Genomic DNA, 26,554 nt, shown 5'->3' with positions numbered 1-26,554 from the left:
TGTCATGGGCCGGGGGTTTCGGCCATCATGGGGAGGGCGGAATGATGACGCAAAGCATGGGTTCGAAGGACGCCGGGTCACCGCCCGTCCGCGACGTGCTGATCGTCGGCGGCGGCACCGCCGGCTGGCTGGCAGCCGCCTACCTTGCCCGCACGCTGGCCATTTCCCAGCCCGGCGGTGCCCGCATCAGCCTGGTGGAATCCCCCGATATCGGCATCCTGGGCGTGGGCGAAGGCACCTTCCCCAGCATCCAGCGGACGCTGCGCCGCATCGGCATCGATGAGTCGGTGTTCATGCGCGAGAGCGAGGCGACCTTCAAGCAAGGCATCCGCTTCGACCATTGGGTCCGCCCCCCCGACACCCCCGGCCGCAGCCACTATTTCCACCCCTTCGAATCCGCCATCACCCCCGAGGGGATGGACCTGCTGCCGTATTGGCTTCTGGGTTGTGCCGATGACGGCATCGGGATCGACACGGCGGTGACGGTGCAGAAGGGCGTGGCCGATGCCAGCCTGGCCCCCAAACGCCCCGGCGAAGCGGACTATGCCGGGGCCCTGAACTACGCCTATCATTTCGACGCCGTGAAGTTCGCGCGACTGTTGCGCACCGTGGCCATCGACCTGGGCGTGCGTCATGTCGTCGATACCGTGGACGCCGTTCCCCTGGCGGAGGATGGCACCATCGCCGGCGTGCTGACGCACCGGAACGGTCGCCTCACCGCCGACCTTTACATCGACTGCACCGGGTTCAGCGCCCAGTTGATCGGGCAGGCGCTGAAATCCCCTTATCAGTCCTGCCGGCAATGGCTGTTCTGCGACCGCGCGGTGGCCTTGCAGGTCCCCTACGACCGGCCGGACGCCCCCATCCCCAGCTACACCATCTCCACGGCGCAGGAGGCGGGCTGGACCTGGGACATCGGGCTGGAGAGCCGGCGCGGCATCGGGCACGTCTATTCCTCCGACCATACCGACGACACGCGGGCTGAACAGGTGCTGCGTGACTACATCGGGCCGGCCGCGGCCGACAAGGCGGCCCGCACCTTCCGTTTCGAGGCGGGCTTCCGACCGCGGCCCTGGGTGGGGAATTGCGTGGCCATCGGCCTGTCCGGCGGCTTCTTCGAACCCCTGGAGTCAACCGGCATCGTCATGATCGAGGTGGCGGCCGTGCTGCTGACCAGCCTGTTCCCTTGGGCGGGCGACATGGCCACGGCGGCGCGGCAGTTCAACCGCATCATGCGGCAGCGCTATGAACGGGCGGCGGACTTCCTGAAGCTGCACTATTGCCTGACCCGGCGCACCGACACGGCCTTCTGGCGCGACAACGCCGAGGGCGCCACGCTGCCGGACACGCTACGGGATCTGCTGGACCGCTGGCGCCACCGCCCGCCCGAGGGGCTGGACTTCGACCTTAACCTCGACACCTTCAGCGAAGCCAGTTGGCGCTTCGTATTGTATGGCATGGAATATGGCACCGACCTCGCCGCCCAGGCGGGCGCCTTCCGCCATAAGGATGAGGCCCGCCGGCATTTCGCGGCCATCCGCGCGGGGACGACGCAGGCCCTGGCCGCCCTGCCCCGCCACCGCGACCTGATCCAGCAGATTTACCGGCACGGACTACGGCCGCGTCCATCTTTCGGCACCGCACAAGCCAGTCAGTCAGCCCTGTCGGCCGGCTTGGCCGGCCTTTCGCGCTGACATCCATCCCGTCCTTATGATCCTACAAATGGATCAGCCGCCCGCTGCCGCCTGGGTCGCGGGTCCCCGTTTTCTTGTCTGACTAATATGCCCGGCGCACACCGCCTGCGGGGGGCCTCCCGCCGCACCGTCGCGGCGCCAGACAAATCATGCACCAGCCACTCTTTGCCGCCGGTTGCGACATCCGCGCAACACTTCGCCCCGGCGCCGGCCAAACTAGGGCAAGTGTTTGCCATGGCGCGGAATTTCCTAGACTTTTCCAATATTCGCTACGCTATGGAGCGTTTGCTTATTAGCGAATACAGGGGTTTCTTAACAATATCTAAAGGACCGCTACCATTTTAGATGGGAGCGCTAACATTCTTTGGTTGCGCGATCGCAAGAAGTCCCATATGCATTTATATGACCATAGGCCGACACCGTTATGGGGCGCCTTGGTAAAAAGAGCCGTGGCTTTGCTGCGGAATAATATAAATCAGGGAAGGGAAACGCGATGAGCCGTTGCAGACGCTCCTATCGTAATTTCGTTCTGGCGGGTGCCTCCGCGCTGACCATTGGCGCGATCACATCCTCCTCTTTCGCATATGCACAAACCGCCACCACGTCGACGAACGATGATTTGCAGGAAATCGTCGTGACGGGCCTGCGCAAGAGCATCGAAAGCTCGCAGGCCATCAAGCAGAACGCCGAACAGATGGTCAATTCCATCACCGCGACGGACATCGGCGCCCTGCCCGACCGCAGCGTGACCGAAGCGTTGCAGCGCATTTCCGGCATCACCATTCAGCGCACACCCGATCCCCGGGACGCCGACCGCATCTCGGTGGAGGGTGACGGCGTGCAGGTGCGCGGCCTGAGCTGGGTGCGTGGCGAATTCAACGGCCGCGACAGCTTCTCGGCCAAATCTGGCCGCACGCTGAGCTTCGCCGATATTCCGTCGGAACTGATGGCCGGCGTCGACGTCTACAAGAATCCGTCAGCCGACCTGGTCGAGGGCGGCATCGGCGGCACCATCAACCTGCGCACCCGCCTGCCCTTCGATAGTGAGGAGCGGCTGATCGCCTATTCCGCCGACTACAGCTATGGCGACCTGGTAGGCAAGGGCAAGCCCTCCGGCTCCGCCCTGTATAGCGACCGCTGGAACACCGGCATCGGTGAAGTGGGCGTCCTGATCGACGTGGCGGACGGCAAGTTCGCCAGCCGCACCGACACCGTGTCGGTGAACCCCTTCCAAGCGCGCACCGACCTGGTGCCGGGCCAGACCGTCTACGTCCCCACGGGCTTCGGCTACCGCAGCCTGGAGTTCACGCGCGAGCGCAAGGGCATCGTCGGCGCCCTGCAATGGCGGCCCAGCAGCGACCTGGAGTTCACAGCACAGTACATCCGGTCGGAAGCGACGGAAGAGTCGCTCGAAAACGCCATCGGCCTGGATTCCGGCACCGGCAATGGCCCCGCCGCGGGGACCAGCTTTAAATATGACAGCGCTGCCAATTTCATCTCCGGCACCATCGCCGACACGGTGGGCGGCACCACCAACAACCCGGATGTCATGGACAGTCGCTATGACATCAAGGAATCGGTCACGTCCGACTATTCCCTGCACATGAAGTGGACGCCGACCAAGAACTGGAACATCAGCGGGGACGTCCAGTATATCGACGCCACCAGCAAGCAGCTGGACTTCACGGTGTTCGAGGCGCTGACCAGCCCGCTGCCGGCGGCGACGCTGACGCTGAACGGCAGCGGGCTGCCGACCATCAGCATCCCGGCGAACACCAGCTTCATCTCCAATCCCGCGAACTATTATTACAATGCGGCGATGGACTATCATAACAATAACGAGGCGCATGAGTGGGCGGAGCGCCTGGACGCCGAGTACAGCTTCGATGATAGCGACTGGCTGAAGTCCTTCCGCTTCGGCGTCCGCCACACTGACCGCAAGTCCATCACCCGCGAGACCAATTACAACTGGGGCGGCGTGGTCCAGAGCTGGGGTGCCAACGGCATCCAGACGCTGAACCAAACCACCCCCGGCGCGTCGTCGGCCAGCGTGTGGCCGCTGCAGAACTTCTATCGCGGCGGCGTGACCGTCCCGACCCAGTTCATCATCCCCAACGCGTCCCTGAGCAAGGGCTTCTACAACGGCGTCGCCGCCCAGTTGAAGGCCCTGTCGGCGGCGGACTCTTACGGGAACTGGGTCCCCTTCAACGGCGACTATAACTCCCTGACCGGTGGCGGCGCCGGTGTGAACACACAGACGGAAGAAACCACGGCCGGATATGCCTTGGTCCGTTTCGAGCATGACGTGCCCTTCTTCGGCGGCAACAAGCCCTTGGACGGCAACGTCGGCTTCCGTGTGGTCAATACCGACGCCCAAGGACGCGGCTATGCCAACTTCGTAGGGTTGTCCAACATCAACGGGGCGCCCACCTCTGACACGGCCTTCGCCAACGGCGCCCGCAGCGCCATTACCGGCGGCCGTAACTACACCGACGTCCTACCCAGCGTGAACCTGCGCCTGAAGCTGCGCGATGACCTGCAATGGCGCTTCGCCTTCGCCCAGTCCATCGTGCGCCCGGACTTCTCCCAGCTGCAGCCGTCCTTGAACATCGGCGCAACCGCGGGTCTGCTGGACAGCAGCGGCCACTGCCAGAGCCTGGGCTCGGGCGCCACTGGCAATTGCGTCTATCAATGGACGGGCTACGCCGGCAACCCGAACCTGAAGCCGATGCAGTCCAACCAGTTCGATACATCGTTGGAATGGTACTTCGCCCCCACGGGCAGCATCACGGCCTCGGTGTTCAACAAGGATGTGTTCGACTTCATCACCACGTCGCCCCAAAACGTCTCGTTCACCAATAACGGCGTCACCAAGAGCGTGCTGGTGGTCCAGCCCTACAACGCCGGCCAGGGCAGCGTTAAGGGCTTCGAGTTCGGCTACACCCAGTTCTACGACTTCCTGCCGGGTATCCTAAGCGGCCTCGGTTTCCAGGGTAACGTCACCTTCGTGCAGAGCGAGGGCGGTCGCAACGCGGCGGCCAACCCCTATGACGCCACCCAGGTCACCAACGCGGCACCGGCAAACACCAGCCTGCCGCTGGAGGGCATGTCGAAGTGGAGCTACAACTTGGCGGGCATCTACCAAAAGGGCCCGTTCGAGTTCCGCCTGGCCTACAACTGGCGTCAGCGCTATCTGCTGACCACATCGGCGGCCAACATCAACATCCCGGCCTGGTCCGACGACTACGGCCAGCTGGACGCGTCCTTCTTCTACACCGTCAACAGCTACCTGAAGGTGGGCGTGGAGGCGGCTAACCTGACCGATGCGCAGACGCGGATCCTGGTCGGTTATCCGGGTCACCTGACCTATCACAACTGGGTGGACGCCGACCGGCGCTACGCCTTCGTCATCCGCGGCTCCCTGTAACGCTTTCCCGCCGGGATGTCCCGTTAGTCGGCCCTGTCCATCCCCGGTCGTGTCTATTGCGGCCGGGACGTGGGCGGGGCCGCCCTTTTTCAAGCGTACGCCCTGCCGTAAGCTGGGCAGGGGGGAATAAAAGAAGATGGAGGACGCGGCCATGACCGAGGCGACGCCGCATGGCGCCCCGCGCAGCGGGCGCAAGATCGTGATCGTGGGTGGCGGCACCGCCGGCTGGATGGCAGCGGCCGTCCTGGCGCGGGTGCTGAAGGGCAAATACGGCGCCATCGAACTGGTGGAATCCGCCGAGATTGGCACCGTGGGCGTGGGGGAGGCCACGATCCCCCCTATCCAATTCCTGAACCACCTGCTGGGCATCGACGAGGTCGACTTCGTCCGCAAGACCCAGGCCACCTTCAAGCTGGGTATCGAGTTCGTGAACTGGACTCGGCTGAACCACCGCTATTTCCACCCCTTCGGCCCCCACGGCCACACCATCGACGCCGTGTCCTTCCATCATTATTGGCTGCGCCAGCGGGCCCAGGGCGACACCAGCGACATCGGCGACTATTCCCCTTCCACCGTCGCCGCGCGCCTGGGCAAATTCCAGCCCCCGGCGCCGGACGCGCGGCCCGGTGGGCCGATCATCGCCTACGCCTATCATTTCGACGCCGGTCTCTATGCCCAGTACCTGCGCGGCATCGCCGAGCGCAACGGCGTGAAGCGGACCGAGGGCCGCATCGTCCAGGTGGCGCAGCGCGAGCCCGATGGCTTCATCGACAGCCTGCTGCTGGACAATGGCACGCGGGTGATGGGCGACCTGTTCATCGACTGTTCCGGCTTCCGCGGCCTGCTGATCGGGGAGACGCTGAAGGCCCCCTACGAGGACTGGTCGCAGTGGCTACCGTGCGACCGGGCCGTGGCCGTGCCCTGCGAAGGGGGGACGGAGATCACGCCCTACACCCGTTCCACCGCGCGCGCGGCCGGCTGGCAATGGCGCATCCCGCTGCAGCACCGCATCGGCAACGGCCATGTCTACAGCAGCCGCTTCATCAGCGACGATGAGGCGACGGCCACCCTGCTGGCCAACCTGGATGGCAAGCCCCTGGCCGATCCCCGCCCGCTGCGCTTCACCACCGGCCGGCGCAAAAATTCCTGGACCAAGAACTGCATCTCGCTGGGCCTGGCCTCCGGCTTCATGGAGCCCCTGGAGTCCACCAGCATCCACCTGGTGCAGAGCGGCCTGTTCCGCATGGTCTCGCTGCTGCCCCGGGACGGGTTCGAGCAAGCGACGGTGGATGAGTACAACCGCCTGACCAATATTGAATACGAGCAGATCCGCGACTTCCTGATCCTGCATTACCATGCGGTGGAGCGGGACGATTCCCCACTGTGGAACTACTGCCGCACCATGGAAATCCCCGACAGCCTGCGCCACAAGATCGACCTGTTCCGCGCCCGGGGCCGCATCGCACGCTTTGATGAGCAACTGTTCGTGGAGCCCAGCTGGGTCGCGGTGTTCCTGGGCCAAGGGATCTGGCCCCAGTCCTACGACCCCGTGGCCGACGTCATGCCGGAGGCGGAGGTGGCCGCGCGCCTGGCCCGCATCCGCGAGGCCATCCGGCGCATGGCCGACGCCCTTCCCACCCACCGCGACTTCATCAACCGGCATTGCCGAGCCGACCGACCGGTGGCAGCATGACAACGCTGGCATTTCCCGGGAGGTGGCCGGCCAGGGGATAAAAGAACACCAGGATGGCCGGATATGAGCGCACCGGGATCGGCTGCAACCAGGTCGAACGACCGCATCACCGTCATCGACGCCTTGCGGGGAACGGCCCTGGTGGGCTTGTTCCTGCTGCACACCATCGAGCATTTCGACTTCCTCAGCGACGCGGCCATACCACCGGCCTGGCTGAAGCCGTTCGACACGGCGGCCCACGACGCGGCCTTTTTCCTGTTCGCCGGCAAGGCCTACGGCATCTTCGCCCTGATGTTCGGCATCAGTTTCTCCCTGATCCTGGGCAGCTGGTCGCGGCGGGAGGGCAGCGCGTCGGTCCGCTTCCTGTGGCGGCTGGCCGTGCTGTTCGCCATCGGCTATCTGCACGGCCTGATCTACTGCGGCGACATCCTGACGATCCTGGCGGTGATGGGCGCGCCGCTGGTGCTGCTGCACCGCCTGGGCGACCGGGTCCTGCTGGCCCTGGCGGCCGTGCTGCTGATCCAGCCGCCCACCCTGTGGCAGGTGGCTGGCCTGCTGGGCGGCACCGCCCACTCGCCGGCCGTCCCCTTCCACTGGACGGTGTATGAGGGCCTGATGCCCATCTATGCCAACGGCAGCTTCTGGGACGTGGTGAAGGCCAACCTGTGGCAGGGCGTGCTGGCCCGCACCTTCTGGACCATCGAGACCGGCCGTTACCTGCAGATGATGGGCCTGTTCCTGGTGGGCCTGGTGGTGGGGCGCAACCATATTCTGGAGCGGGCCGCCCAGCACCGCCGCCTGCTGCAGGGCATCCTGGCCAGCGGCGCGCTGGCCTTCGCCGTGCTCTATCCCCTGAAGCGCCTGGCCGAGGGGGCCGGCCTGCCAACCATGACCGCCTATGAGGTGACGAACCTGGCCAACGCCTATTGCGGCTTGGCGCAGATGGCCATTTGGGCCAGCGGCTTCGTCCTGCTGTATCCCCGCATCCAGGCCCTGGCGCCAGTGCGGGCGCTCGCCTCCTTCGGGCGCATGAGCCTGACCTGCTACGTCACCCAGGCCCTGGTCTTCGTGCCGCTGTTCTACGGCTACGGCCTGGGCCTCTATCGCTTCATGGGCCCGTTCTTCAGTGTGGCCAGCGGCATCGCCTTCGTCATCCTGCAATGCGCCCTCGCCCATTGGTGGCTGCGCCACTACCGCTACGGCCCCCTGGAATGGGTCTGGCGCGCCGCCACCTTCCGCACCCTGTCCCTGCCCCTGCGCCACGCCCCCAAGGTGGCGCTGGCGGATGCGGCGTGAGACGCAAACGCCCGGGACCAGCCAGTCCCGGGCGCTTATCTTTCCAGCAAAGTTCGGCAGGCTTACTTGGCCTTGGCCAGCGCCTCCTTCACCACCTTGTCGGCCAGGGGCGCCATGGCGACGTAGCCGGCCTCGGTCGGATGCACGCCGTCGGACGCCAGGCCGGGCTTGAAGTCGCCCTTGCCGTCGCCCACCACGTCCTTGTAATCGACAAACAAGGCGCCCACCTGGGCTGCGTAGTCCTTCAGCCAGGCATTGTGCGCGGCGATCTTGGGCGCCGGGTCCAGGCCATGGCGCCACTTGAAGTCCAGCGCCGGGGGAATACCGGCCAGGATCACGGTGATGCCGTGCTTCTGCGCCAGCTCCACCATGCTCATGATGTTGTTCTTCAGCTGTTGTGGCGACACCGGCCCCCAATTCTGGGCCAGGTCATTGGTGCCGGCCATGATGTGCACGACCTTGGGGTGCAGGTCGATGACGTCCTGGCGGAAGCGCAGCAGCATCTGGGCCGTGGTCTGACCGCTGATGCCGCGGCCCACGCGGCCCGGAGTGAAAAAGCCGGGCGTCTTGTCCACCCACAGCTGGGTGATGCTGTCGCCCATGAACACCACCTGGACCGAACCTGGCTTCAGCTTCTCATTATCCGCGGCATAGCGGTTCAGGTAGGCGAAGTCATTGTGCAGCCTATCCTCTTCCTCCTGATGCCACTTAGCCAACTGCTCGGCACTCGGGGGCTTGTTGTCCTCGGCCAGGGCCGGCAGGGCGGCGGCCAAACCCGTCAGCATCACGGCGGCGGCCAGGGTCAGTTTCTTCATTGCAAGGTTCCTCCCACATGAGCCCCAAGGCTGGGCTCGATTTCATAAATCATCTTAATTTATTCAGGAATCAATGGCCGGGACAGATGGCACCCGCCGGATCGGCGGACAGCCGCACAGTGGCCAGCGACAGGCGCAAGGTGCCGCCAGTGCTAAGCGCGAAGGGCGTGGTGACCTTGGACAGGTCGGCCCCCGCCAGCTTGAAGCAGGACAGCTTGACCTTCAGGGTCTGCCACTGCCCCACCGGCGCCGACTTCAGGACCGATGTCAGATCAAGGGCTCCCGGGGTGCCCGGACCAGTGCCCGAGGCCAGCCACACGGTATCCGCCGGCGCCTCATCCACGCGGTAATCCACCTGCAGCGACAGGGCGCCATTGGCCTGACGCGTCAGATCCAGCGTGCTGCCGGTCACGGCGATGGCGGCCTCGCCCTTGCCGCTCCAGCTCACCTGCCGACCGGCGCCCTGGATGCCGCCCGCGTCCACCGGCTTCACCGCCAGGGCCCCCGCGACCTCCGTCGCCGTGCCATCCCCCAGCACGGGCACCGTGGAGGCGCCCTGGCGCAGGACGAAGCCCCAGGGCGCGGGGTTGCGGCCCTTCACGAAATAGATGTCGATGTTGGCCGCCGCCGCATCCACGCCGGACACCTCCGGCAACGACGGCACAAGGGTGGCCTTGGCATCGGCGTAGCGCAGGCCGTAGCCGAAGGGGAACAACGGGTCGTAGGGCTGGCGCAGATGGTTCAGCGTCGCCTGGGCCGCCGTCTTGGGCCAGGAATAGGAGAGCTTGCCCGTGAAGTCGTACCGCGGCCGGCCTTGGGCATCACCCACCAGCACGTCGGCCACGCCGCCCCCCTCCGAGCCGGGGAACCAGGCGGCGACGAAGGCGTCCGACGCGTTGATCTCGGGATTGACCCACAACGGTCGGCCGGACAGAAAGACGGCGACGACAGGGATGCCCTGGGCCTTCAGTTTTTTCAGCAGCGCCAGATCCTGCTTGTCACCCGGCTGGAATTCCAGGCTGGGAATGTCGCCCTGGAACTCGGCATAGGGCAATTCGCCGAACACCACCACGGCCACGTCCGGCTTGGTGGTGAAACTGCCGTCGGCGCTGAGGTCCGCTGTGCCGCCACCGGCGGCCACCGCTTGGCGGATGCCCTCATAGAGCGAGGTGGCGCCGGGGAAGTCGCTGTTCTTGTTGCCGGTCCCCTGCCAGGACAGGGTCCAGCCGCCAGCCTGGCGGCCGATGTCGTTGGCGGCGTCGCCCACCACCAGCACGCGGGACTTCGCCTTGAGCGGCAACACATTGCCGTTGTTCTTCAGCAGCACCAGCGACTTGCGCACCGCCTCCCGCGCCAGGGCGCGATGCTCCGCATTGCCGATCACACCGTCCTTCAGCTCGAACGGGCGGGTGGCATCGAACAGGCCCAGCTTGGCCTTCACCCGCAGGATGCGACGCACGGCATCGTCGATGCGCGCCATGGGGATGGTGCCCGCCTTCACCTGGGCCACGGTGTTGGTGAACAGGGCCTTCCAATCGTTGGGGGCCATGATCATGTCGATACCGGCCTGGATGGCGGCCGGGCAGGAGTCCGCCGTGCAGCCTGGCACCTGGCCATGGCCGTTCCAATCGCCAACGACGAAGCCGTCAAAGCCCATGCGGCCCTTCAGCACATCGGTGAGCAGCGATTTGTTGCCGTGCATCTTGACGCCCTGCCAGCTGGAGAAGCTGGCCATGACCGTCATGACCCCGGCATTGATCGCCGCCGGATAGCCCGCCGCGTGGATGCGGATCAGGTCGGCCTCGGTGACCTCCGTATCGCCTTGATCGATGCCGTTGGTGGTGCCGCCATCGCCCAGGAAATGTTTGGCCGAGGCGGCGACATGGCCATGCTGCAGCGCTTGTCCGGCCCCCGCCTGCCCTTGCAGGCCCAGGACCACCTCGCTGGCGTACTGACGGACGATCTCCGGGTCCTCGGAATAGCCCTCGTAGGTGCGACCCCAACGGTGGTCCTGCGGCACGGCCAGGGTGGGGCCGAAGGCCCAGTCGATGCCCGCCGCCGCCGTCTCCTGCGCCGTGGCCACGCCGATACGCCGGATCAGGGCGGGCTCATGGGTGGCGCCCAGGCCGGAATTGTGCGGGAACAGCGTGGCGCCGACCACGTTGTTGTTGCCGTGGACAGCGTCGATCCCGAACAGGATGGGAATGGCCACATGCCCCGGCCGCTCGGCCAGCGACGCCGCGCGGAAGGCGCGCGCCGTCTCCGCCCAGCGCTCCGGTCCAGCCCGGTCGTCGCCACCAGCGGGCGCGCTATCGCCGCCCGCCAGGATGGAGCCCAGCGGATAGTCCTTGAGGTCCGCCGGCGTGACGGTGGAGATGTCCGCCTGGATCATCTGGCCGACCTTGTCCTCCAGGCTCATCTTCGCCATCAGGCCGGTCACGAAGGCTTCTATCTTGGCGTCCACCAGCCCCTTGCTCTTGGCGGCCGGCCACAGCTCGGGGTGGGCGACGCCGCGGGCGCTGTCTGTCACGGTGGAGGATGCCTTTTGCGGGGACGTCGGTGGGGGTGCGGCCTGCTGCGCGGACGCGGATATCGGGGCCGCCAACATCGGGGCCAGGGCGGCGAAAAGAATGGCCGGCGCCACGGACGCCAGAAGGGCCAGACGATGCTTCATGGATTCCCTTGTTCTTATCATTGAGTCTTCTTGGACACGGGCGCCTATCCCACCCGGGCCTCCCTAAAGCCGGACAGGAAACCCGCCGCCCGTTGCCTATCCTGTCGGGCAAATTATCCGGGCTGTGAATTAGTAGGATGATAACGCTATCATCAAGGCTGGGCAAGCAAGGCGCGGCTCGCTTGATGTTACCGCTCACATTCCACCACAAGGGCGGGCAGGTTCGCCCGTCCCGGCGGCTGCCCCCTCTACGCCGCCCGCAACCGGGCCAGAAAAGCATCCACCTGGGCGCGCAGCACCTCAGCCTCGGCTGACAGCTCGGCGGAGGAGTCCTCCACCTGCGCCGACGCGTTGGCGGTCTTCTGCGCCCGTTCGTTGACGCCAAAGATGTTCTCGGTGATCTCCTCCGTCGCCCGCGCCGTCTCGCCCACATTGGTGACGATGGCCTGGGTGGCGGCCCCTTGCTCCTGCACGGCGGCGGCGATGACGGACGCGATCTCGTCAATGCGGCGGATGGTGCCGCCGATGTCGCCGATGGCCGCGACCGCCTCGCCGCTGGCCCCCTGGATGGCGGCGACGTGGGCCGCGATCTCTTCCGTGGCCTTGGATGTCTGGCTGGCCAGGGCCTTGACCTCCGACGCCACGACGGCGAAGCCCTTGCCGGCCTCGCCCGCCCGTGCCGCCTCGATGGTGGCGTTCAGTGCCAACAGGTTGGTCTGGCCGGCGATATCGCTGATCAGTTGCACGACGGCACCGATACGCTTGGCCACCTCCGACAGGCCATCGACCGTGCCTCGGGTCGCATCCACCTGGGTTACGGCCTCGCGGGCGATGATGGCGGAATTCTCCACCTGGCGGCTGATCTCACCGATGGAGGACGACAGTTCCTCGCTGGCCGTCGCCACGCTGCGCACATTACCGGCGGACTGGCTGGCGGCGGCCGACACGGTGGTGGTCTGCCGCAGGCTTTCCTTCGCCGCTACGCCCAATTCGCGCGCGGTAACCTGAATGCCGCCGGCGGCGATGGCGACCTTGTCCACCACGCCCCGCACCGTCGCTTCGAAGGTGTCGGCGGCACTGGCCATGGCCGCCTTGCGGTGGGCCTCCGCCTGCGCCTTCAGCGTTTCCTGCTCGGCCGCCAAGGCATCACCCTGGATCAGGCTTTCCTTGAACACCTCGACCGCGCGCGCCATGGCGCCGATCTCATCGCCCCGGGTCGTGCCCGGCACCTCCAACCGCCGCGCCCCGCCGGCCATGCTTTCCATCACCCCCCGCAGCAGGTCCACCGGCCGGGTGATGGAACGGCCCATGGCCCAGGATAGGGCCAAGGCCAGAAACATGGCGATGCCGGCGAAAGCCAGACCCGTGGCGTGGCCCCGGGCGGAAACAGCGTCGAACGCCTTTTCCGCATCCTCCGACTGCTTGAGGTTCAGGGCCGCCATCTTCTCCAGGTTCTCGGTCATCTGCTCACGTGCGGCGTCCACCTTCCCGTCCAGTTCCCGCATGGCCGTCGTCAGCACGTCGCTTTTTTCCAGCGCCGGCAGCATCTCCCGTTCAAAGATGGCGATATAGTCCCGCAAGCCCGCCTCGGCGCCGTCCAACGCGGTCTTTTCCTCCGGTAGGTCGGCCTCGGCGCGCAGGTCCCTGAACATGTCCAGGATGGCCTGCTTCCTGGCTGCCCAATCGACGCGGGTTTCATCCAGGTTGTGGTTGATCTCCGCATCCGCGACGATAGCGTACAGGTCGTTGCCGGCGGAGACGGCACGCACCGACTTGGCGGCCACGGCGGCGGTGCCGGTCAGCGTCGCCTTGCTTTCGGCCAACCGGCCCAGCGTCAGCGTGAAGACCGCCGCGATCACCAGGATCAGCAGCACGCTCAAGGCGGACGCCAAGATCAGTTTGTGCGCGAGTTTCATGGGACAGGGCCTCCGCCGGCTTGGCAAGGGGTAACGAGGTCGAAAAGGGAAACGCGCGTCAGAAGCGGATCGTGAAGCCAACAAAGGGGTTCAAGTCGTCAGCGGCCTTGGTCAGGCCGATATTCACGCCGCAGTCCAGGGAAAAGGTTGCCGTCACCTGATAGGTGAGGCCGAAATCCAGCGTGGCGACCGTGGCGGCGTCGGGGCCCGTCTGCCGCTCACCGAACAGTTCGACATAGCCGTCCAAAGCCGCCCCCAGGGGATGGCTGAGGGTGGCGGAGAAGGCCAGGTCCGGATCATAGCCGTTGCCGATGGCGTTGCGGTTCAGGGCCAAGGTGGCCTGCGCCCCCATCTCCCATTCACCGCCCAGCTTCAGGGTAAGGGGCATGCCGACGCCCCCCTCCAGGGCGCCGTTGCCAAGGGCCTGGGCGGCGACCGGCAATTTGACGAAGGGGATGAGGCCAAACGCGGTGGCGCCCTCGCCATCGTTCCCCCAGAGATTGACCTTGGCGCGGACGGTCATGTCCGACCAGCCGTGGATCCGGGTGTGGCCGCCCCCCGCTCCGACAGCGCCATGACGGTGTAGGCCGGCGGGATGATGCTGAGTTCGGTATCGTCCCAAACGCCAATGCGGATGTTGGGCGCCATGTAGACGGTTTCGCGCCGGCGCGTGCCGTCGTCGTTATAGAAATCGCGGTTGTGGCTGACGATGTCCGCCTCGATCTGGATGTAACCGGGATCGATGGTATAGGGGACCTCGGTCTTGTCCGGCCGGTCGGCCGTCATTTCCCGCGCGCCGCCCTCACCAGCGCGCGCCGGCGCGCTGGCGGACACGGCAAGCACCGCCGTCATCAGCGGCGGCCCAATCATCTGGATGGAAGTACGCACAGCCAGCCCCGCCCTGTCGTCCGTGACAAATCGTCACTGCGTCAAGACGGTGCCGGAAATAGGTTTCCCGTTGGTTAATAGATTTTTGCAGGATGATCAACGAAAGGTTAGGTCCCGCCCGCGGCCCCCGCATGTCCCGCCTCACCCCCGGCTTCCGACGGCGGCACGTTCCACCAGCCGCCGCCCAGGGCCTGGAACAAGGCGGCCGTGTCCATCAGGCGCGCGGCCTCCGCCTGCGCCAGGGCCACGCGTGCCTGCGCCGCCGCCTGCTGGGCCGCCAGGACGACCGAGGGCGCCACCGCGCCCAGGTCCAGTTGGCGTCGGGCCAGAGCCAGGCTACGCTCGGCCGCGGCGTCGGCCCGCTGGGCGGCGGCCAGGGCGTCGCCATCGCTTTTCAGCGCCGACAGGGTGTCGGCCACGTTCTGGAAGGCGAGGACGACGGTGGAACGATACTGCGCCGCCGCCTGGTCCAGGGCCGCCCGCGCCACCCGTTCCTTATGCATCAGGCTGAAGCCGTCAAAGATCGGCTGCGTCAGGGTGGCGCCGAAATTCCAGAAACCGTTCCCGGGAGAAAACAGGCTGTCGAGGGCCGACGCGCTGGAGCCGGTCGCCCCGCTGAGGGTCAGGTTGGGCAGCCGGTCGGCGATGGCCACGCCGACAGTGGCGCTGGCGGCATGCAGGTTGGCGGCCGCCAGACGGATATCCGGCCGCTGCTCCACCAGCCGTACCGGCAGGCTGTACGGCAGCTCCGCCGGCAGGGTCAGGTCGGACAGCTGGAACGTCTCCGGCGTCGGGTCAGCCGGCATGCGGCCCAGCAGGGCGTTCAACTGGTGCCGCTGCTGTTCCAGTTGCTTTTCCAGGGCTGGAAGGCCCTGCTGGGCCTGCGCCAGGGCGGTTTCGCCGGCCGCGACGTCGGCGGCCGAGACTTGGCCCAATTCCCGCTGGCGGCGCAGGATGGTCAGCGCCTTGTCCGCGTCGGCGATGATGGATTGCGTGGCGGCCACCTGGCCGCGCAAGCTGGCCTCCGTCACCGCGGCCACCACCACGTTGGCCGTCAGCGTCAGATAGGTCGCCTCCACCTGGAAGCGTTGCCCTTCCGCCGTCGCGTCCAACGCCTCCTGCGCCCGCCGGGTGCCGCCCCAGAGATCGGGGCTGTAGGAGATGGACAGTTGCGGCGTGAACAGGTTCAGCTGCGGCGCATTGTTGGCGGCCGTGGGGGCCACGGTGCCGGTGGGGTCCTTCTGCCGCGTCGCCTGGAAGCTGCCGGTGACGGACGGGAAGAAAGACCCGACATTGGCCAGCGCGTTCTCCCGCGCCACCCGCAGCGCCGCCTGGGCGGCGGCCACGTCCGCATTGTGGGCCATGGCCTCGCGCACCAGGCCGTCCAGGGCCGGCGACTTGAACAGCGCCCACCAGTCGGCCGGGATGTCACGACCGGCCAGCAGGGCCTGTCCCGCCACCTTGGGCGGGGCGGCCAACGCCTGCGGCGGCGGGGCGGCGGGCGTCTGGTAGTCGGGGCCGACGGCGCAGGCGGCCAGGCACAAGGCGGGGATGAGGGTCAGGGTGCGGCGCATCATTCAGCCTCCACCACCGGGGCCGGCCCATCTTGCACAGGCAGCGCGGTGCGGCTGGAGAACAGGCTGATCAGCACGGGTAGCACCACCAGGATGAGGATAGGGGCCAGGAGGATGCCGCCGACCACCACCATGGCCAGGGGGCGCTGCACCTGGGACCCGATGCCGTGCGACAGGGCCGCCGGCAACAGGCCGACGCAGGCGGCGATACAGGTCATCATCACCGGGCGCAGCCGCGTCTCCGCCGCCTTCACCAGGGCCGCCGACCGTTCGATGCCGGCATGGACCAATTGGTTGAAGTAGGAGATGACAATGATCCCCTCCATCACCGAGATGCCGAACAGCCCGATGAAGCCGATGGCGGCGGAGATGGAGAAGGGTGTGCCGGTGACGGCCAGGATGAAGATACCGCCGATCAGCGCCATGGGCATGACGCTGGCCGCCAGCAGCGTGTCGGTCATGGAAGAGAAGTTGAGGTAGAGCAGCACGCAGATCAGAACCAGGCTGACCGGCACGGCCACCGCCAGGCGGCGCACCGCGTCCTGCAGATTGCCGAACTCGCCCACCCATTCCAGGCGGTAGCCGCCGGGCAGTTGCACCTGGTCCGCCACCTTCTGCTGCGCCTCCAGCACGGCGCCGCCCAGGTCGCGGCCGCGCACGCTGAACTTGATGGGGATGTAGCGCCCCTGCCCTTCGCGGTAGATGAAGGACGCGCCGGACACCATGCGGATGTCGGCCACGTCGGCCAGAGGGATGGGGGCCGTCCCCGTGCCCAGCGCCGTCGTCCCCACGGTGATGTGGCGGATGGCGTCCAGGCTGCCGCGATCCTCAGGTGACAGCCGCACCACGATGGGGAAGTTGCGGTCGCTGCCATCCTCATACAGGTTGCCGGCCGCCTGTCCGCCGATGGCGGCCTGGACGACGGCGTTGACATCACCGGTCGCCAGGCCATAGCGGGCGGCCTTGGCCCGGTCCACCGTGATCTTGATTGTGGGCTGGCCCAGCGACTTGAACACGCCCAGGTCGGTCACGCCCGGCACGGTGGACATCACCTGCTTGATGTGGTTAGCGGTCTTTTCCAGCGTTTCCAGGTCGTTGCCGAACAGCTTGACCGAGTTCTCGCCCTTAACGCCGCTGGCCGCCTCCTCGACATTGTCCTCGATGTACTGGGAGAAGTTGAACTCGATGCCGGGGAAGCGGTCGCTCAGCTTGGCCTCAATATCGCGGGTCAGGCGTTCCTTGTCCCAGCCTTTGGGCCAACTATCGAAGGGCTTCAGCGGCACGAAAAATTCGGCGTTGAAGAAGCCTGTGGCGTCGGTGCCGTCATCGGGCCGCCCGTGCTGGGAAATGACGGTCTCCACCTCCGGGTAGGACTTGATGACCCGACGGATGCCATCCACCGCCTCGGTCCCCGCCTCCAGCGAGATGGACAGGGGCAGGTTGGCGCGGATCCACAGATTGCCCTCCTCCAGGTGGGGCAGGAATTCCATGCCCATGAAGCGGGTGCAGACGATGGCCAGCAGCATCAGCGCACTGGCCACAGCCAGCACCAGGCGCCGGTTGGCGAGCGCCATGCGCAACAGGGGGGATAGAGGCGATGCAGCACCCGCACCACCACCGTGTCATGCTCCCGCACCTGTTCGGGCAACAGGATGGCGCTCAAGGCGGGGGAAATGGTGAAGGTGGCGATCAGGCCGCCGGCGATGGCGTAGGCGTAGGTCTTGGCCATGGGCCCGAAGATGTGGCCCTCCACCCCTGACAGGGTGAACAGCGGCACGAAGCCGGCGATGATGATGGCGGCGGAGAAGAAGATGGCCCGGTTGACCTCGACGGCCGAATTGGCGATGACGCCGAACCGGCCCTTCAGGATCACGTCCTGCCGCACGCTGTGCAGGATGGACGACTTGGCGAAGCGCTCCTTGGGCGACTGCGCCAGGTGGCGGAAGATGTTCTCCACCATGATGACGGTGGCATCCACGATCAGGCCGAAGTCGATGGCGCCTACCGACAGCAGGTTCGCGGACTCCCCACGCAGGGTCATGATCAGGATGGCGAAGAACAGGGCGAAGGGCACCGTGGCCGCCACGATGACGGCACTGCGCAAATCGCCCAGGAACAGCCACTGCACGAAGAAGATCAGGACGATGCCCATGACCATGTTGTGCATCACGGTATGGGTGGTCAGGTCGATCAGGTCCGACCGGTCATAGATGGTCTTCAGGTACACGCCCGGCGGCAGGATGCCGGAGTTGTTGATCTTCTCCATCTCCGCCTTGGCGGCCAGGATGGTCGGCTTGCTCTCCGCCCCGCGCCGCATCAGCACGATGCCCTGGACGATGTCGTCCTGGTCGTCACGTCCGGCGATGCCCAGGCGCGGCTGGTTGCCCACGGTGACGGTGGCGACGTCGCCCACCAGCACCGGCGAGCCGCCGTTGGCCGCCAGCATGGTGCCACGGATGTCGTCGGCGGAATGGATCAGTCCAACGCCCCGCACCACCATGGCCTGGTCGCCGATGTTCACCGTCTGCCCGCCGACATTGATGTTGGCGTTGTTCAAGGCCTGCAGCACGCCCGGGATGGTCAGGCCATAGGCGGTCAGCTTGCGCTGGTCCACCGTCACCTCGTAGGCCTTGGTCTTGCCGCCCCAGCCCGACACGTCGATGACGCCCGGCACCGCCTTGAACCGCCGCTGCAGCACCCAGTCCTGCAGGGTCTTGAGATCGGTGACGGAATAGCCCGGCGGGCCCACCACCTGATAGCGCAGGATTTCGCCGATGGGGCTTTCGGGCGAAATGGCCGGCTGCACGCCCGACGGCAAGTTGGACAGCTGCGACAGCTGGTTGGTCACCCGCTGCACCGCCTCGTCATAGGTGAAATCGTAGGTGAACTGGATCTTGATGTCCGACAGCCCGAACAGCGAGACGGAGCGGATGGCCGTGACATGGGGGATGCCGGCCATCTGCACCTCGATGGGCACGGTGATGTACCGCTCGATCTCCTCCGCCGACTGGCCGCTGTTCTGCGTCACGATCTCCACCATGGGCGGGACCGGGTCGGGATAAGCTTCGATGTTCAGGTGCAGGAAGGCGCCCACACCCACCACCAGCAGGGCGGCCAGCGCCGCCAGCATCAGGACGCGCTGGCGCAGCGCGAAAATGACGACCTTGTTCATGATGTCAGTCGCCCTGCGCCGCGCGATCGATGAACAGGGCGCCCTTGGTCACCACGCTGTCCCCCGCCTTCAGGCCGTTCAGCACCTCCACCAAACCGTCCTGCTGCCGCCCCAGCGTGACGGTGCGCAGGGCCAGGGTGTGGTGGGCGGCATCGGCCACCCAGACGCGGGCGTCGTCCCCCTCATGGATCACCGCCCGTTCGGGCACGGCCAGGACGGGCGCGGCCGGCGAGGACAGCAGACGGACCACGGCCATCATCTCCGGCTTCAGGGCGCCATCGGCATTGTCCAGGGTGACCCGCGCCGCCAGGCGCCGGGTCGCGGGATCCAGGGCCGGCGCCACCGCCGTCACATGCCCGCGAAACACCCGCGCTGGATAGGCGGGCACCCGCGCCTCGACCTCCTGCCCCACCACCACGGCCGGCGCGTCGGCCTCGCGCACATTGGCCAGCAACCAGACAGTGGACAGGTCGGCGATGGTGAAGGCCACGGCGCCACCACTGGCGGCGCCATTGACATACTGGCCCGGGGCCACCTGGCGCTGAAGCACGGTGCCGGCGATGGGTGCCCGCACGGGCGTGGGCGCGAGGGCGGCGCCGTCGTTCGCCAGCGCCGCGATCTCTTGCGGCGTACGGCCCAGCACCCGCAGGCGGTCCCGCACCGCGGCCAGGGCGGCATGCGCCGTGCGCGCCGCCGTTTCCGCCGTCACCAGATCTGCCTGCGACTGCTGCCAATCCTTCAGGGCGCCGCCATCGGCCTGGTAGAGGTCATGCTGGCGCTGCTCCGTCGCGCGGGCCTGGCGAAGCTGGGCATCGGCCGCCGCGACCGCCGAGGCGGCGCTGGCCAGATCGCTGCGGCCCTGGGCGATGTCGGCGGCCTCCACGGTCATCAGGACCGCGTCCTTGGCCACATGATCGCCCACCCGCGCCATGACGGTACCCACCTGGCCGGTGACCGGGGAATAGACCGGGGTGGTCGCCTCGTCATTGGCCGCCACCCGGCCATCGGTGTCGATATGGGTCTGGAAGGGGTGCGGGGTCACGGCCTCCGTCCCCAGCGTCGCCCACTGGCCCGGTGTCACCTGGAAGGTGCCGGGGGCGGGATCGGCCTGTGGGGGCGCCGCCGCCACGGCAGGCGTCACGTCACTCTCGCGGATCACGATCATGGCGACCACGGCGACCATAAGAAGGGTAGCCCCCAACCACTGCAGCCCATGGCCCGAACCGGAAAGAAAGCGGCGAAAACGCACCCTCTACACTCCACACGCCGTTTGGCGCCGCACGGGTCAAGGTTAAGAAACCGTGGCGCGATGACGCACCCGTGCATTGCACCGCAAAAACAAGGAAGCGCGAAATCGCACCTTTGGCGGAAAGTGGCAATGGGCTATTTCAGCGCAGGCGGGCGGCGAATTATTGGCTTGCTGAGGAATTTTCCCAGCAGGGCAACCATTGCCGGAAAAATTTGACTGTAATGTTACGGCTTTCGCGCCGCGATGATGCCGTTTTCCCTTGCGATAAGGTCCCCAGCGCCGACGGAACGCCGACCAGCGTTCAGTCGCAGACGCACCAAGGGTCGCGGGCCGCGCCATTTGCCGCATGGACCTATCACCAACGGCGGAGGGGGGCCCACCTCCGCTGTGCCCCCCCTCTTTGGTCATCCACCCTGCCGATACGCCGATTGCCCGGCGGAGGTGGATCGGATGTCGCGGATAGGCATTCCGGCGCCCTTCCTAGCGCTTTGGCCGGCCTTCCGGTTGACGGTGAAACCGACCCCGCTATTTCCCGATTTCGTTACCCGGGAACGGATTTTGAAACCGTCCGAACGGATCACGGGGTGGGCCGCCAAGGCCCGTCACAGAACGTCTGAGGTCGTCGGTGTTGAACGCCCTGCATAAGCTGCTGTCGGTCACCGTCGTTCTGCTGTTGCTGGTTCCCCTGACGGACCTGGCGATGCAGGTTCTGCCGCCGGTGGTCGGCGCCCTGCCACCACTGCTGGCGGGCTTGGTCTTCGTCGCGTTTCTCGGCCAAGCGGCCGCGGCCGTGATCCGACGCGCCGGCCCAACAGGTGGCCGAGCAGAAACCGGCCCTGGCTCAACCCGTCCTGGTTCACTGCCGAAAGAGATCGCGCCATGAACGCCCCCCTTCGTTCCATCCTTTACGCCATTCTCAGCCTGCTGCTGATCATCATGCTGGTGGACCTGGCCATGACCATCCTGCCCCCGATCCTGGCAGAGGCGTTGCGCATCATCGTCGGCATCGGCGTGTTCCTATTCCTGCTGCAGTTCCTGGCCAGCCTATTCAGACGGACCTAGCAAGCCCGGAGTGATCGCTGGGCTGGCCGTGGGGATCGCTGTGGCCAGGGCCCCTATCGCTTCCGTGTTCCCCATTTGGACCATTTCGCTCTTGACGGCGGCGGCTTTGTCCCACACTCCATGGGGGCGAACCGAATGGGGGATACACGCGATGCGCAAGGGTGTTCAGCAAACCGCCATGGCTGCCCTGGTGGCCACCCTTATGGCCACCCTCCTGACCGGCGGCCCCGCCCTGGCGGCGGACTCGCCTTCCATTCCGGCGGACAAGCAGACACCCGGCCATCACACCTACATGCTGGTGCTGAGTTGGGAGCCGGAGTTCTGCTACCTGCATGGCGATGGTCATCCGGAGTGCGCGGCGGGCGACCGCGCCACCAGCTTCGGCGCCACCCACCTGACCCTGCACGGCCTGTGGCCGCAATGGAGCAGCGCCTGCTCCCTCTCCGCGAAGGACAACGACCCGACGTGGAAGGACCGCGTGTTGCCGCCCCTGTCGCCCACGGTGCAGAGCACCTTGGCGGAGGTCATGCCGGGCATCGCCTCCGGCCTGACGCTGCATGAGTGGCAGAAGCACGGCTATTGCAGCGGCCTCAGCGCCGATCAGTATTACGCCCAGGCTGGCACGATGGTGAAGACCCTGGGCAGCAGCAAGGCCGGCACCCTGCTGGCCAATGCCACGGGCAAGAGCGTCACGCGCAAGGCCCTGTGCGACGCGCTGGCGGCCGACTTCGGCGAGGCCGCGCGCCAGTCCGCCGTGCTGGGCACGGGCAAGGCCGCCTTCCTGACCCAGATCACCTTCACCCTCAAGGCGGCCGACGACGGCACCACCGCCCTGGACGCCGCCCACCTGACCGACAGCCCCGCCGACCAGGCCGGCCGCTGCGACAAGGGCAACCCGGATGAGGCGCTGAAAGTGGCGGGATTCAAGTGAGCCGGCCGACGTTGGCATAGCTTGGATGGTCAGTATTCTCGGGCCTGACCATGGCCGCTCTATGCGCCGGCATCGACAGTTTTGAGAATGTCCACGGCAATGCCCTCGCTCGGCACGTTGTCGAGATCTTCATCGTCGCGTTCAGCGTTGACCTGGGCATGAGCCTACGGCGTCGTCCTTGACGCGCGCCGGGGGTCCGAAGGCCTTTTTTCTTTGCAGGAAATCATCGCCCAGCCATCTGGGCCCAGCAGTCCGGCGCGGTTCCCCTGGGCTGCGACATTCTGGCCGTTCAAATTTATAAAACCAATTTGCCTTCATGTCAGAAGGTATATTTAATTTCGTATTAGCGTAATAAATAGTCTGTTAATTTCACATCTACAATTCCAACCAGAAAGAACAGGCATGGGCACTTCTAGAAGGGTGATATGGGTGCTGCTGGCGGGCACCATGGGGACGCCGCTGTCGGCCCATGCGGCGGACAAACCCATCGAGTGGAAAGAATCCAGCGCCGAAATCGTGGTCGACCGTGACGGCACTTATACCAAGACCGGTCATCTGGAACTGTTGGCGAAGACCACCGCCGCCGCCCATAACATTGGGCAAATGAATGAAGTCTATAGTGAAAATCTTGAAGATCTGGATATCGTCGACGCCTACACCCTGAAGGCCGACGGCCGTAAGTTGCCCGTCGATTTGAGCGCCATCCTGACGCAGGCGCCCCAGGGCGCCGCCAATGTGCCGCTCTTCAGCGATATGAAAATGAAGACCATCATCTTCCCCGACGTCGCGGCCGGGGATACGGTCGCCTATACGGCGCGACACCATATCAAGGTGCCCTTCTTCAAGGGCCAGTTCATGGACAATGTAACCTTCCCGCGCACCTGGCTGGTGCGGGATGAGCGGGCCACGATCTCCCTGCCCCGGGACATGCCCCTGACCATAGAGGCGCATGGCATCTCCATCACCCAGGAGACGGCGGGCGACCGCATTCTCTATCGCTGGCAATACAGCAACCCCGATCCGCTGACGGAGGATGTGGCGGCGGTTTCCCAGAAGGATAGGGGGACACGCTTCTTCGTGTCCACGTTCAAGGACTATGACAGCCTGGCCAAGGCTTACGCGGCGGAAACGGCAGCGGCCGAAATCGTCACGCCGAAGATACAGGCCAAGGCCGATGAGATCACCGCCGGCGTTACCGATAAGCGGCAGCAAGCCGAGAAGCTGTACACCTGGGTCAGCACTCACATACGGTACGTGGGGTTGGAATTCGGCAGAAGCGGGATCATTCCCCACGCGGCGGAAACCGTCTTGACTAATGGCTATGGTGACTGCAAGGACCACGCCGCCCTGTTCGGCGCCCTGCTGAAGGCCAAGGGTGTCGCCAGTGAATTGGTGCTGATCAACAGCGGCAGTGGCTACAGCCTGCCAACAGCCCCCACCTTCGCCCAATTCGACCATGTGATCAGTTGGTTGCCGGACTTCCATCTCTACGTCGACACCACCGCCATGGTCGCCCCCTTCGGCGTCCTGCCGTTCCCCGAATACGGCAAACCGGTCCTGCATGTCGTCTCAAATGGCGGCGCGGTTCGTCAGGTACCGGTCTTGCCGGCGGGCTCTTCTCTGATAGCCGTCGCATCTGCGAAGATGGATGCCAGTGGCGCCATTACGGGGACAATGACCGCTGAGGGAAACGGCGCCTTCGGCCTAAACCTTCGCGGCACCGCCCAGGAGATACAGGCCGAAGGCCCAGACCGATTGGCGGCAACATACCTTCAAGCGTGGGGGTTCCCGGGAAGTGGAACATTCACCACCGATCAATCACCACTGGATTTGACGCCGAGCTATCGTATTAGCGGCACTTACACCGCTGACCCCAAGCCGGAAATGCTGACGGGCGCCGGCTTCACGCCACCCAACGGCTTGCAGGTCGTTCTGCCGGCTGGGGACTTTCTGATGGGCTACCTCAATGTCCCCCGAATGAAGGATACCGAACCCACCCCCTGCTACACCGGCCATATGGAGGAAACCCGGTCGCTGGAGTTGCCGGCCGGATACACGGTGACCAAGCTGCCCGGCAACGCCACCATCGCCGACGACCATCTGAAATATGTCAGCCAGTGGTCGCAGAAGGGGCAGGTGGTGACGGTCCGCCGCACCTTTGACACCCATGTCGATCAGGCCCTATGCACCGGTGACGTGCGCAAGTCCGCAGCCAAGGCCCTGCTGGCCATCGCCGCCGATCAGCGGGCGACGATTTCGCTCATGCCGGTCAACACCACCGGTCATTGAGTCGGGGCAGAGCATCCCATTGAAAAAGGCGGCGCCCGCGAGGACGCCGCCTTTTATCATTCCGGGACCGGAACAGCCTTTACGACACCAGCGGCGGGAGCGGCTGCGGGCCGGCGGCCTGTTCGATGACGTGGCCCACCTTCAGCACGGTGGCCTCATCGAACGGACGGCCCAGCACCTGCAGGCCCAGGGGCAGACCCTCGCCGCTCAGGCCCGCCGGCACGGAAAGGCCGGGCAGGCCCGCCAGGTTGGCCGGCACCGTGAAGACGTCGTTCAGGTACATGGCGATGGGGTCGTCCATCTTCTCGCCGATGCCGAAGGCGGCCGACGGGGCGGTGGGCGTCAGGATGACGTCGCACTGCTCATAGGCCTTGGTGAAGTCTTCGGCGATGCGGGCCCGCACCTTCTGCGCCTTCAGGTAATAGGCGTCGTAGTAGCCGGCCGACAGCACATAGGTGCCGATCATGATGCGGCGCTTCACCTCGGCGCCGAAGCCCTCGGCGCGGGTGTTCTCGTACATCTCCTTCAGGTCCTTACCCTCGACGCGCAGACCGAAGCGCACGCCGTCATACCGGGCCAGGTTGGAGGAGGCCTCGGCCGGGGCCACGATGTAGTAGGCCGGCAGGGCGTACTTGGTGTGCGGCAGGCTGATCTCCACCGGCGTGGCGCCGGCGGCCTTAAGCCATTCGATGCCCTGCTGCCACAGCTTCTCGATCTCGGCCGGCATGCCGTCGACGCGGTATTCCTTGGGAATGCCCACGCGCAGGCCGCGGATGTCACCGGTCAGCGCGGCGGCATAGTCCGGCACGGGCAGGTCAATGGAGGTGCTGTCCTTGGGGTCGTAGCCGGCCATGGAGCGCAGCATCAGGGCCGCGTCCTTCACCGTGCGGGTCATGGGGCCCGCCTGATCCAGGGACGAGGCGAAGGCGACGATGCCCCAGCGCGAGCAGCGGCCATAGGTCGGCTTGATACCGACGATGCCGACGAAGCTGGCGGGCTGGCGGATGGAACCGCCGGTATCGGTGCCGGTGGCGCCCAGCGCCAGGCGCGCCGCCACGGCGGCGGCCGAGCCGCCTGAGGAACCGCCGGGCACCAGCTTGCGGGTGAAGTTGCCGGCTTCGTCCTTGGGCGACCACGGGCTGATCACCGGGCCGTAGTGGCTGGTGATGTTGGCCGAGCCCATGGCGAATTCGTCCAGGTTCAGCTTGCCCAGCATGACGGCGCCGTCACGGAAAAGCTGGCTGGTGACCGTGCTTTCATACGGGGGGACGAAGCCGTCCAGGATGTGGCTGGCTGCCGTGGTCTGCACGCCCTCGGTGCAGAACAGGTCCTTGATGCCCAGGGGGAGGCCGTCCAGGGCGCGCTGTTCGCCCTTGGCGTAGCGGGCGTCGGCGTCCGCCGCCTGCTTCAGCGCCACGTCCGGCGTCTCGACGATGTAGGCGTTCAGCTCCTTGGTCGCCGCCATGGCGTCCAGGTGGGCCTGGGTCAGTTCGACGGCGGTGAACTCCTTGGCGGCCAGGCCGGCCAAGGCGTCGGCCATGGTCAGGTGGGTCAGCTTCGTCATCACTCGACAACCTTGGGCACGGAAAAGAAATTCTCGGTGGCGTCGGTGGCGTTGGCGACCACCTTTTCCGGATAACCGCCGTCGGTCACGGCGTCGGGGCGGCGGCGCAGGTTGGCCGCGACCACGCTGGTCATCGGTTCCACGTTTTGGGTGTCCACCTCGCCCAACATTTCCACCCAGTGCATGATGGTGTTGAGTTCGCCGGCCAGTTGCTCCAGATCGGAGTCCGGGACCTTGATGCGGGCGAGATGCGCGATCTTCGCCACGGTGGCCTTGTCGAGGGACATGGTGCTAAGTCTCTCCTTCGAAA

The 26,554-nt window shown here is 66.1% G+C and carries 19 protein-coding genes; 8 read left to right on the top strand and 11 right to left on the bottom strand.

Annotation, left to right across the window (positions count from 1 at the left end):
- Positions 1-56 precede the first annotated feature (56 nt).
- The 4 genes from UCD39_RS07750 to UCD39_RS07735 all read left to right on the top strand — a co-directional run bounded on the left by UCD39_RS07750 (position 57) and on the right by UCD39_RS07735 (position 8,110).
- A complete protein-coding gene (locus tag UCD39_RS07750) occupies positions 57-1,694 on the top strand; it encodes a tryptophan halogenase family protein (protein WP_330495450.1) in 1,638 nt (545 codons plus the stop codon).
- Between the two features lie 493 nt (positions 1,695-2,187).
- The gene (locus UCD39_RS07745) at positions 2,188-5,121 is read left to right on the top strand and encodes a TonB-dependent receptor (protein WP_330495449.1); all 2,934 of its coding nucleotides are present in this window, start codon (positions 2,188-2,190) and stop codon (positions 5,119-5,121) included.
- Positions 5,122-5,272: 151 nt separating this feature from the next.
- Entirely contained in the window at positions 5,273-6,814 is a 1,542-nt protein-coding gene (locus tag UCD39_RS07740) for a tryptophan halogenase family protein (RefSeq protein WP_330495448.1), read from the top strand.
- 63 nt (positions 6,815-6,877) lie between these two features.
- Complete coding sequence (locus tag UCD39_RS07735; RefSeq protein ID WP_330495447.1) at positions 6,878-8,110, top strand: DUF418 domain-containing protein; 1,233 nt, start codon at positions 6,878-6,880, stop codon at positions 8,108-8,110.
- A 62-nt stretch (positions 8,111-8,172) separates the two neighbouring features.
- Here the strand turns inward: UCD39_RS07735 and UCD39_RS07730 are convergent, their stop codons facing one another.
- From UCD39_RS07730 to UCD39_RS07690, 9 genes are all read right to left on the bottom strand, one after another.
- Positions 8,173-8,925 (bottom strand): SGNH/GDSL hydrolase family protein, encoded by a 753-nt coding sequence (locus UCD39_RS07730; RefSeq protein WP_330495446.1) that lies wholly within the window; start codon positions 8,923-8,925, stop codon positions 8,173-8,175.
- A gap of 70 nt (positions 8,926-8,995) precedes the next feature.
- Positions 8,996-11,599, bottom strand: a complete 2,604-nt coding sequence (locus UCD39_RS07725) for a glycoside hydrolase family 3 protein (protein ID WP_330495445.1) — start codon at positions 11,597-11,599, stop codon at positions 8,996-8,998.
- 248 nt (positions 11,600-11,847) lie between these two features.
- Positions 11,848-13,515, bottom strand: a complete 1,668-nt coding sequence (locus UCD39_RS07720) for a methyl-accepting chemotaxis protein (RefSeq protein ID WP_330495444.1) — start codon at positions 13,513-13,515, stop codon at positions 11,848-11,850.
- Between the two features lie 58 nt (positions 13,516-13,573).
- On the bottom strand, positions 13,574-14,038 hold the full coding sequence (locus UCD39_RS07715) for a transporter (RefSeq protein ID WP_330495443.1): 465 nt from the start codon (positions 14,036-14,038) through the stop codon (positions 13,574-13,576).
- Positions 14,035-14,367: a hypothetical protein gene (locus tag UCD39_RS07710; RefSeq protein WP_330495442.1), complete on the bottom strand. Its 333-nt coding sequence runs from the start codon at positions 14,365-14,367 to the stop codon at positions 14,035-14,037. Before UCD39_RS07710 ends, UCD39_RS07715 begins: the two co-directional genes overlap by 4 nt.
- A 143-nt stretch (positions 14,368-14,510) precedes the next feature.
- Positions 14,511-15,980, bottom strand: a complete 1,470-nt coding sequence (locus tag UCD39_RS07705; RefSeq protein ID WP_330495441.1) for an efflux transporter outer membrane subunit — start codon at positions 15,978-15,980, stop codon at positions 14,511-14,513.
- Positions 15,977-17,551, bottom strand: a complete 1,575-nt coding sequence (locus UCD39_RS07700; RefSeq protein WP_330495440.1) for an efflux RND transporter permease subunit — start codon at positions 17,549-17,551, stop codon at positions 15,977-15,979. Before UCD39_RS07700 ends, UCD39_RS07705 begins: the two co-directional genes overlap by 4 nt.
- A complete protein-coding gene (locus UCD39_RS07695; RefSeq protein ID WP_330495439.1) occupies positions 17,503-19,149 on the bottom strand; it encodes an efflux RND transporter permease subunit in 1,647 nt (548 codons plus the stop codon). The genes UCD39_RS07700 and UCD39_RS07695 overlap by 49 nt, the downstream gene beginning before the upstream one ends.
- Before the next feature lie 4 nt (positions 19,150-19,153).
- Positions 19,154-20,332, bottom strand: coding sequence for an efflux RND transporter periplasmic adaptor subunit (locus UCD39_RS07690; protein ID WP_330495438.1), 1,179 nt, complete (start codon positions 20,330-20,332; stop codon positions 19,154-19,156).
- A gap of 694 nt (positions 20,333-21,026) precedes the next feature.
- Between UCD39_RS07690 and UCD39_RS07685 the strand changes: the two genes are divergently transcribed.
- The 4 genes from UCD39_RS07685 (at position 21,027) to UCD39_RS07670 (ending at position 24,680) form a co-directional block, all read left to right on the top strand.
- Positions 21,027-21,281, top strand: a complete 255-nt coding sequence (locus tag UCD39_RS07685) for a hypothetical protein (RefSeq protein ID WP_330495437.1) — start codon at positions 21,027-21,029, stop codon at positions 21,279-21,281.
- Positions 21,278-21,460, top strand: coding sequence for a hypothetical protein (locus tag UCD39_RS07680; protein ID WP_330495436.1), 183 nt, complete (start codon positions 21,278-21,280; stop codon positions 21,458-21,460). Before UCD39_RS07685 ends, UCD39_RS07680 begins: the two co-directional genes overlap by 4 nt.
- Before the next feature lie 151 nt (positions 21,461-21,611).
- Entirely contained in the window at positions 21,612-22,391 is a 780-nt protein-coding gene (locus UCD39_RS07675; RefSeq protein WP_330495435.1) for a ribonuclease T2 family protein, read from the top strand.
- A 429-nt stretch (positions 22,392-22,820) separates the two neighbouring features.
- Entirely contained in the window at positions 22,821-24,680 is a 1,860-nt protein-coding gene (locus UCD39_RS07670; RefSeq protein WP_330495434.1) for a DUF3857 domain-containing transglutaminase family protein, read from the top strand.
- A gap of 79 nt (positions 24,681-24,759) precedes the next feature.
- Here the strand turns inward: UCD39_RS07670 and gatA are convergent, their stop codons facing one another.
- A complete protein-coding gene (gene gatA / locus UCD39_RS07665) occupies positions 24,760-26,244 on the bottom strand; it encodes an Asp-tRNA(Asn)/Glu-tRNA(Gln) amidotransferase subunit GatA (RefSeq protein WP_330495433.1) in 1,485 nt (494 codons plus the stop codon).
- Positions 26,244-26,531, bottom strand: coding sequence for an Asp-tRNA(Asn)/Glu-tRNA(Gln) amidotransferase subunit GatC (gatC, locus tag UCD39_RS07660; protein ID WP_040845375.1), 288 nt, complete (start codon positions 26,529-26,531; stop codon positions 26,244-26,246). The genes gatA and gatC overlap by 1 nt, the downstream gene beginning before the upstream one ends.
- Between the last annotated feature and the right edge of the window lie 23 nt (positions 26,532-26,554).

The sequence above is a fragment of the Nitrospirillum karajorum genome (genome assembly GCF_036348415.1).
Lineage (GTDB): Bacteria > Pseudomonadota > Alphaproteobacteria > Azospirillales > Azospirillaceae > Nitrospirillum > Nitrospirillum amazonense_B.
The sequence above is the reverse complement of the archived record's forward strand: the minus strand, read 5'-3'. Positions and strand labels throughout refer to the sequence as shown.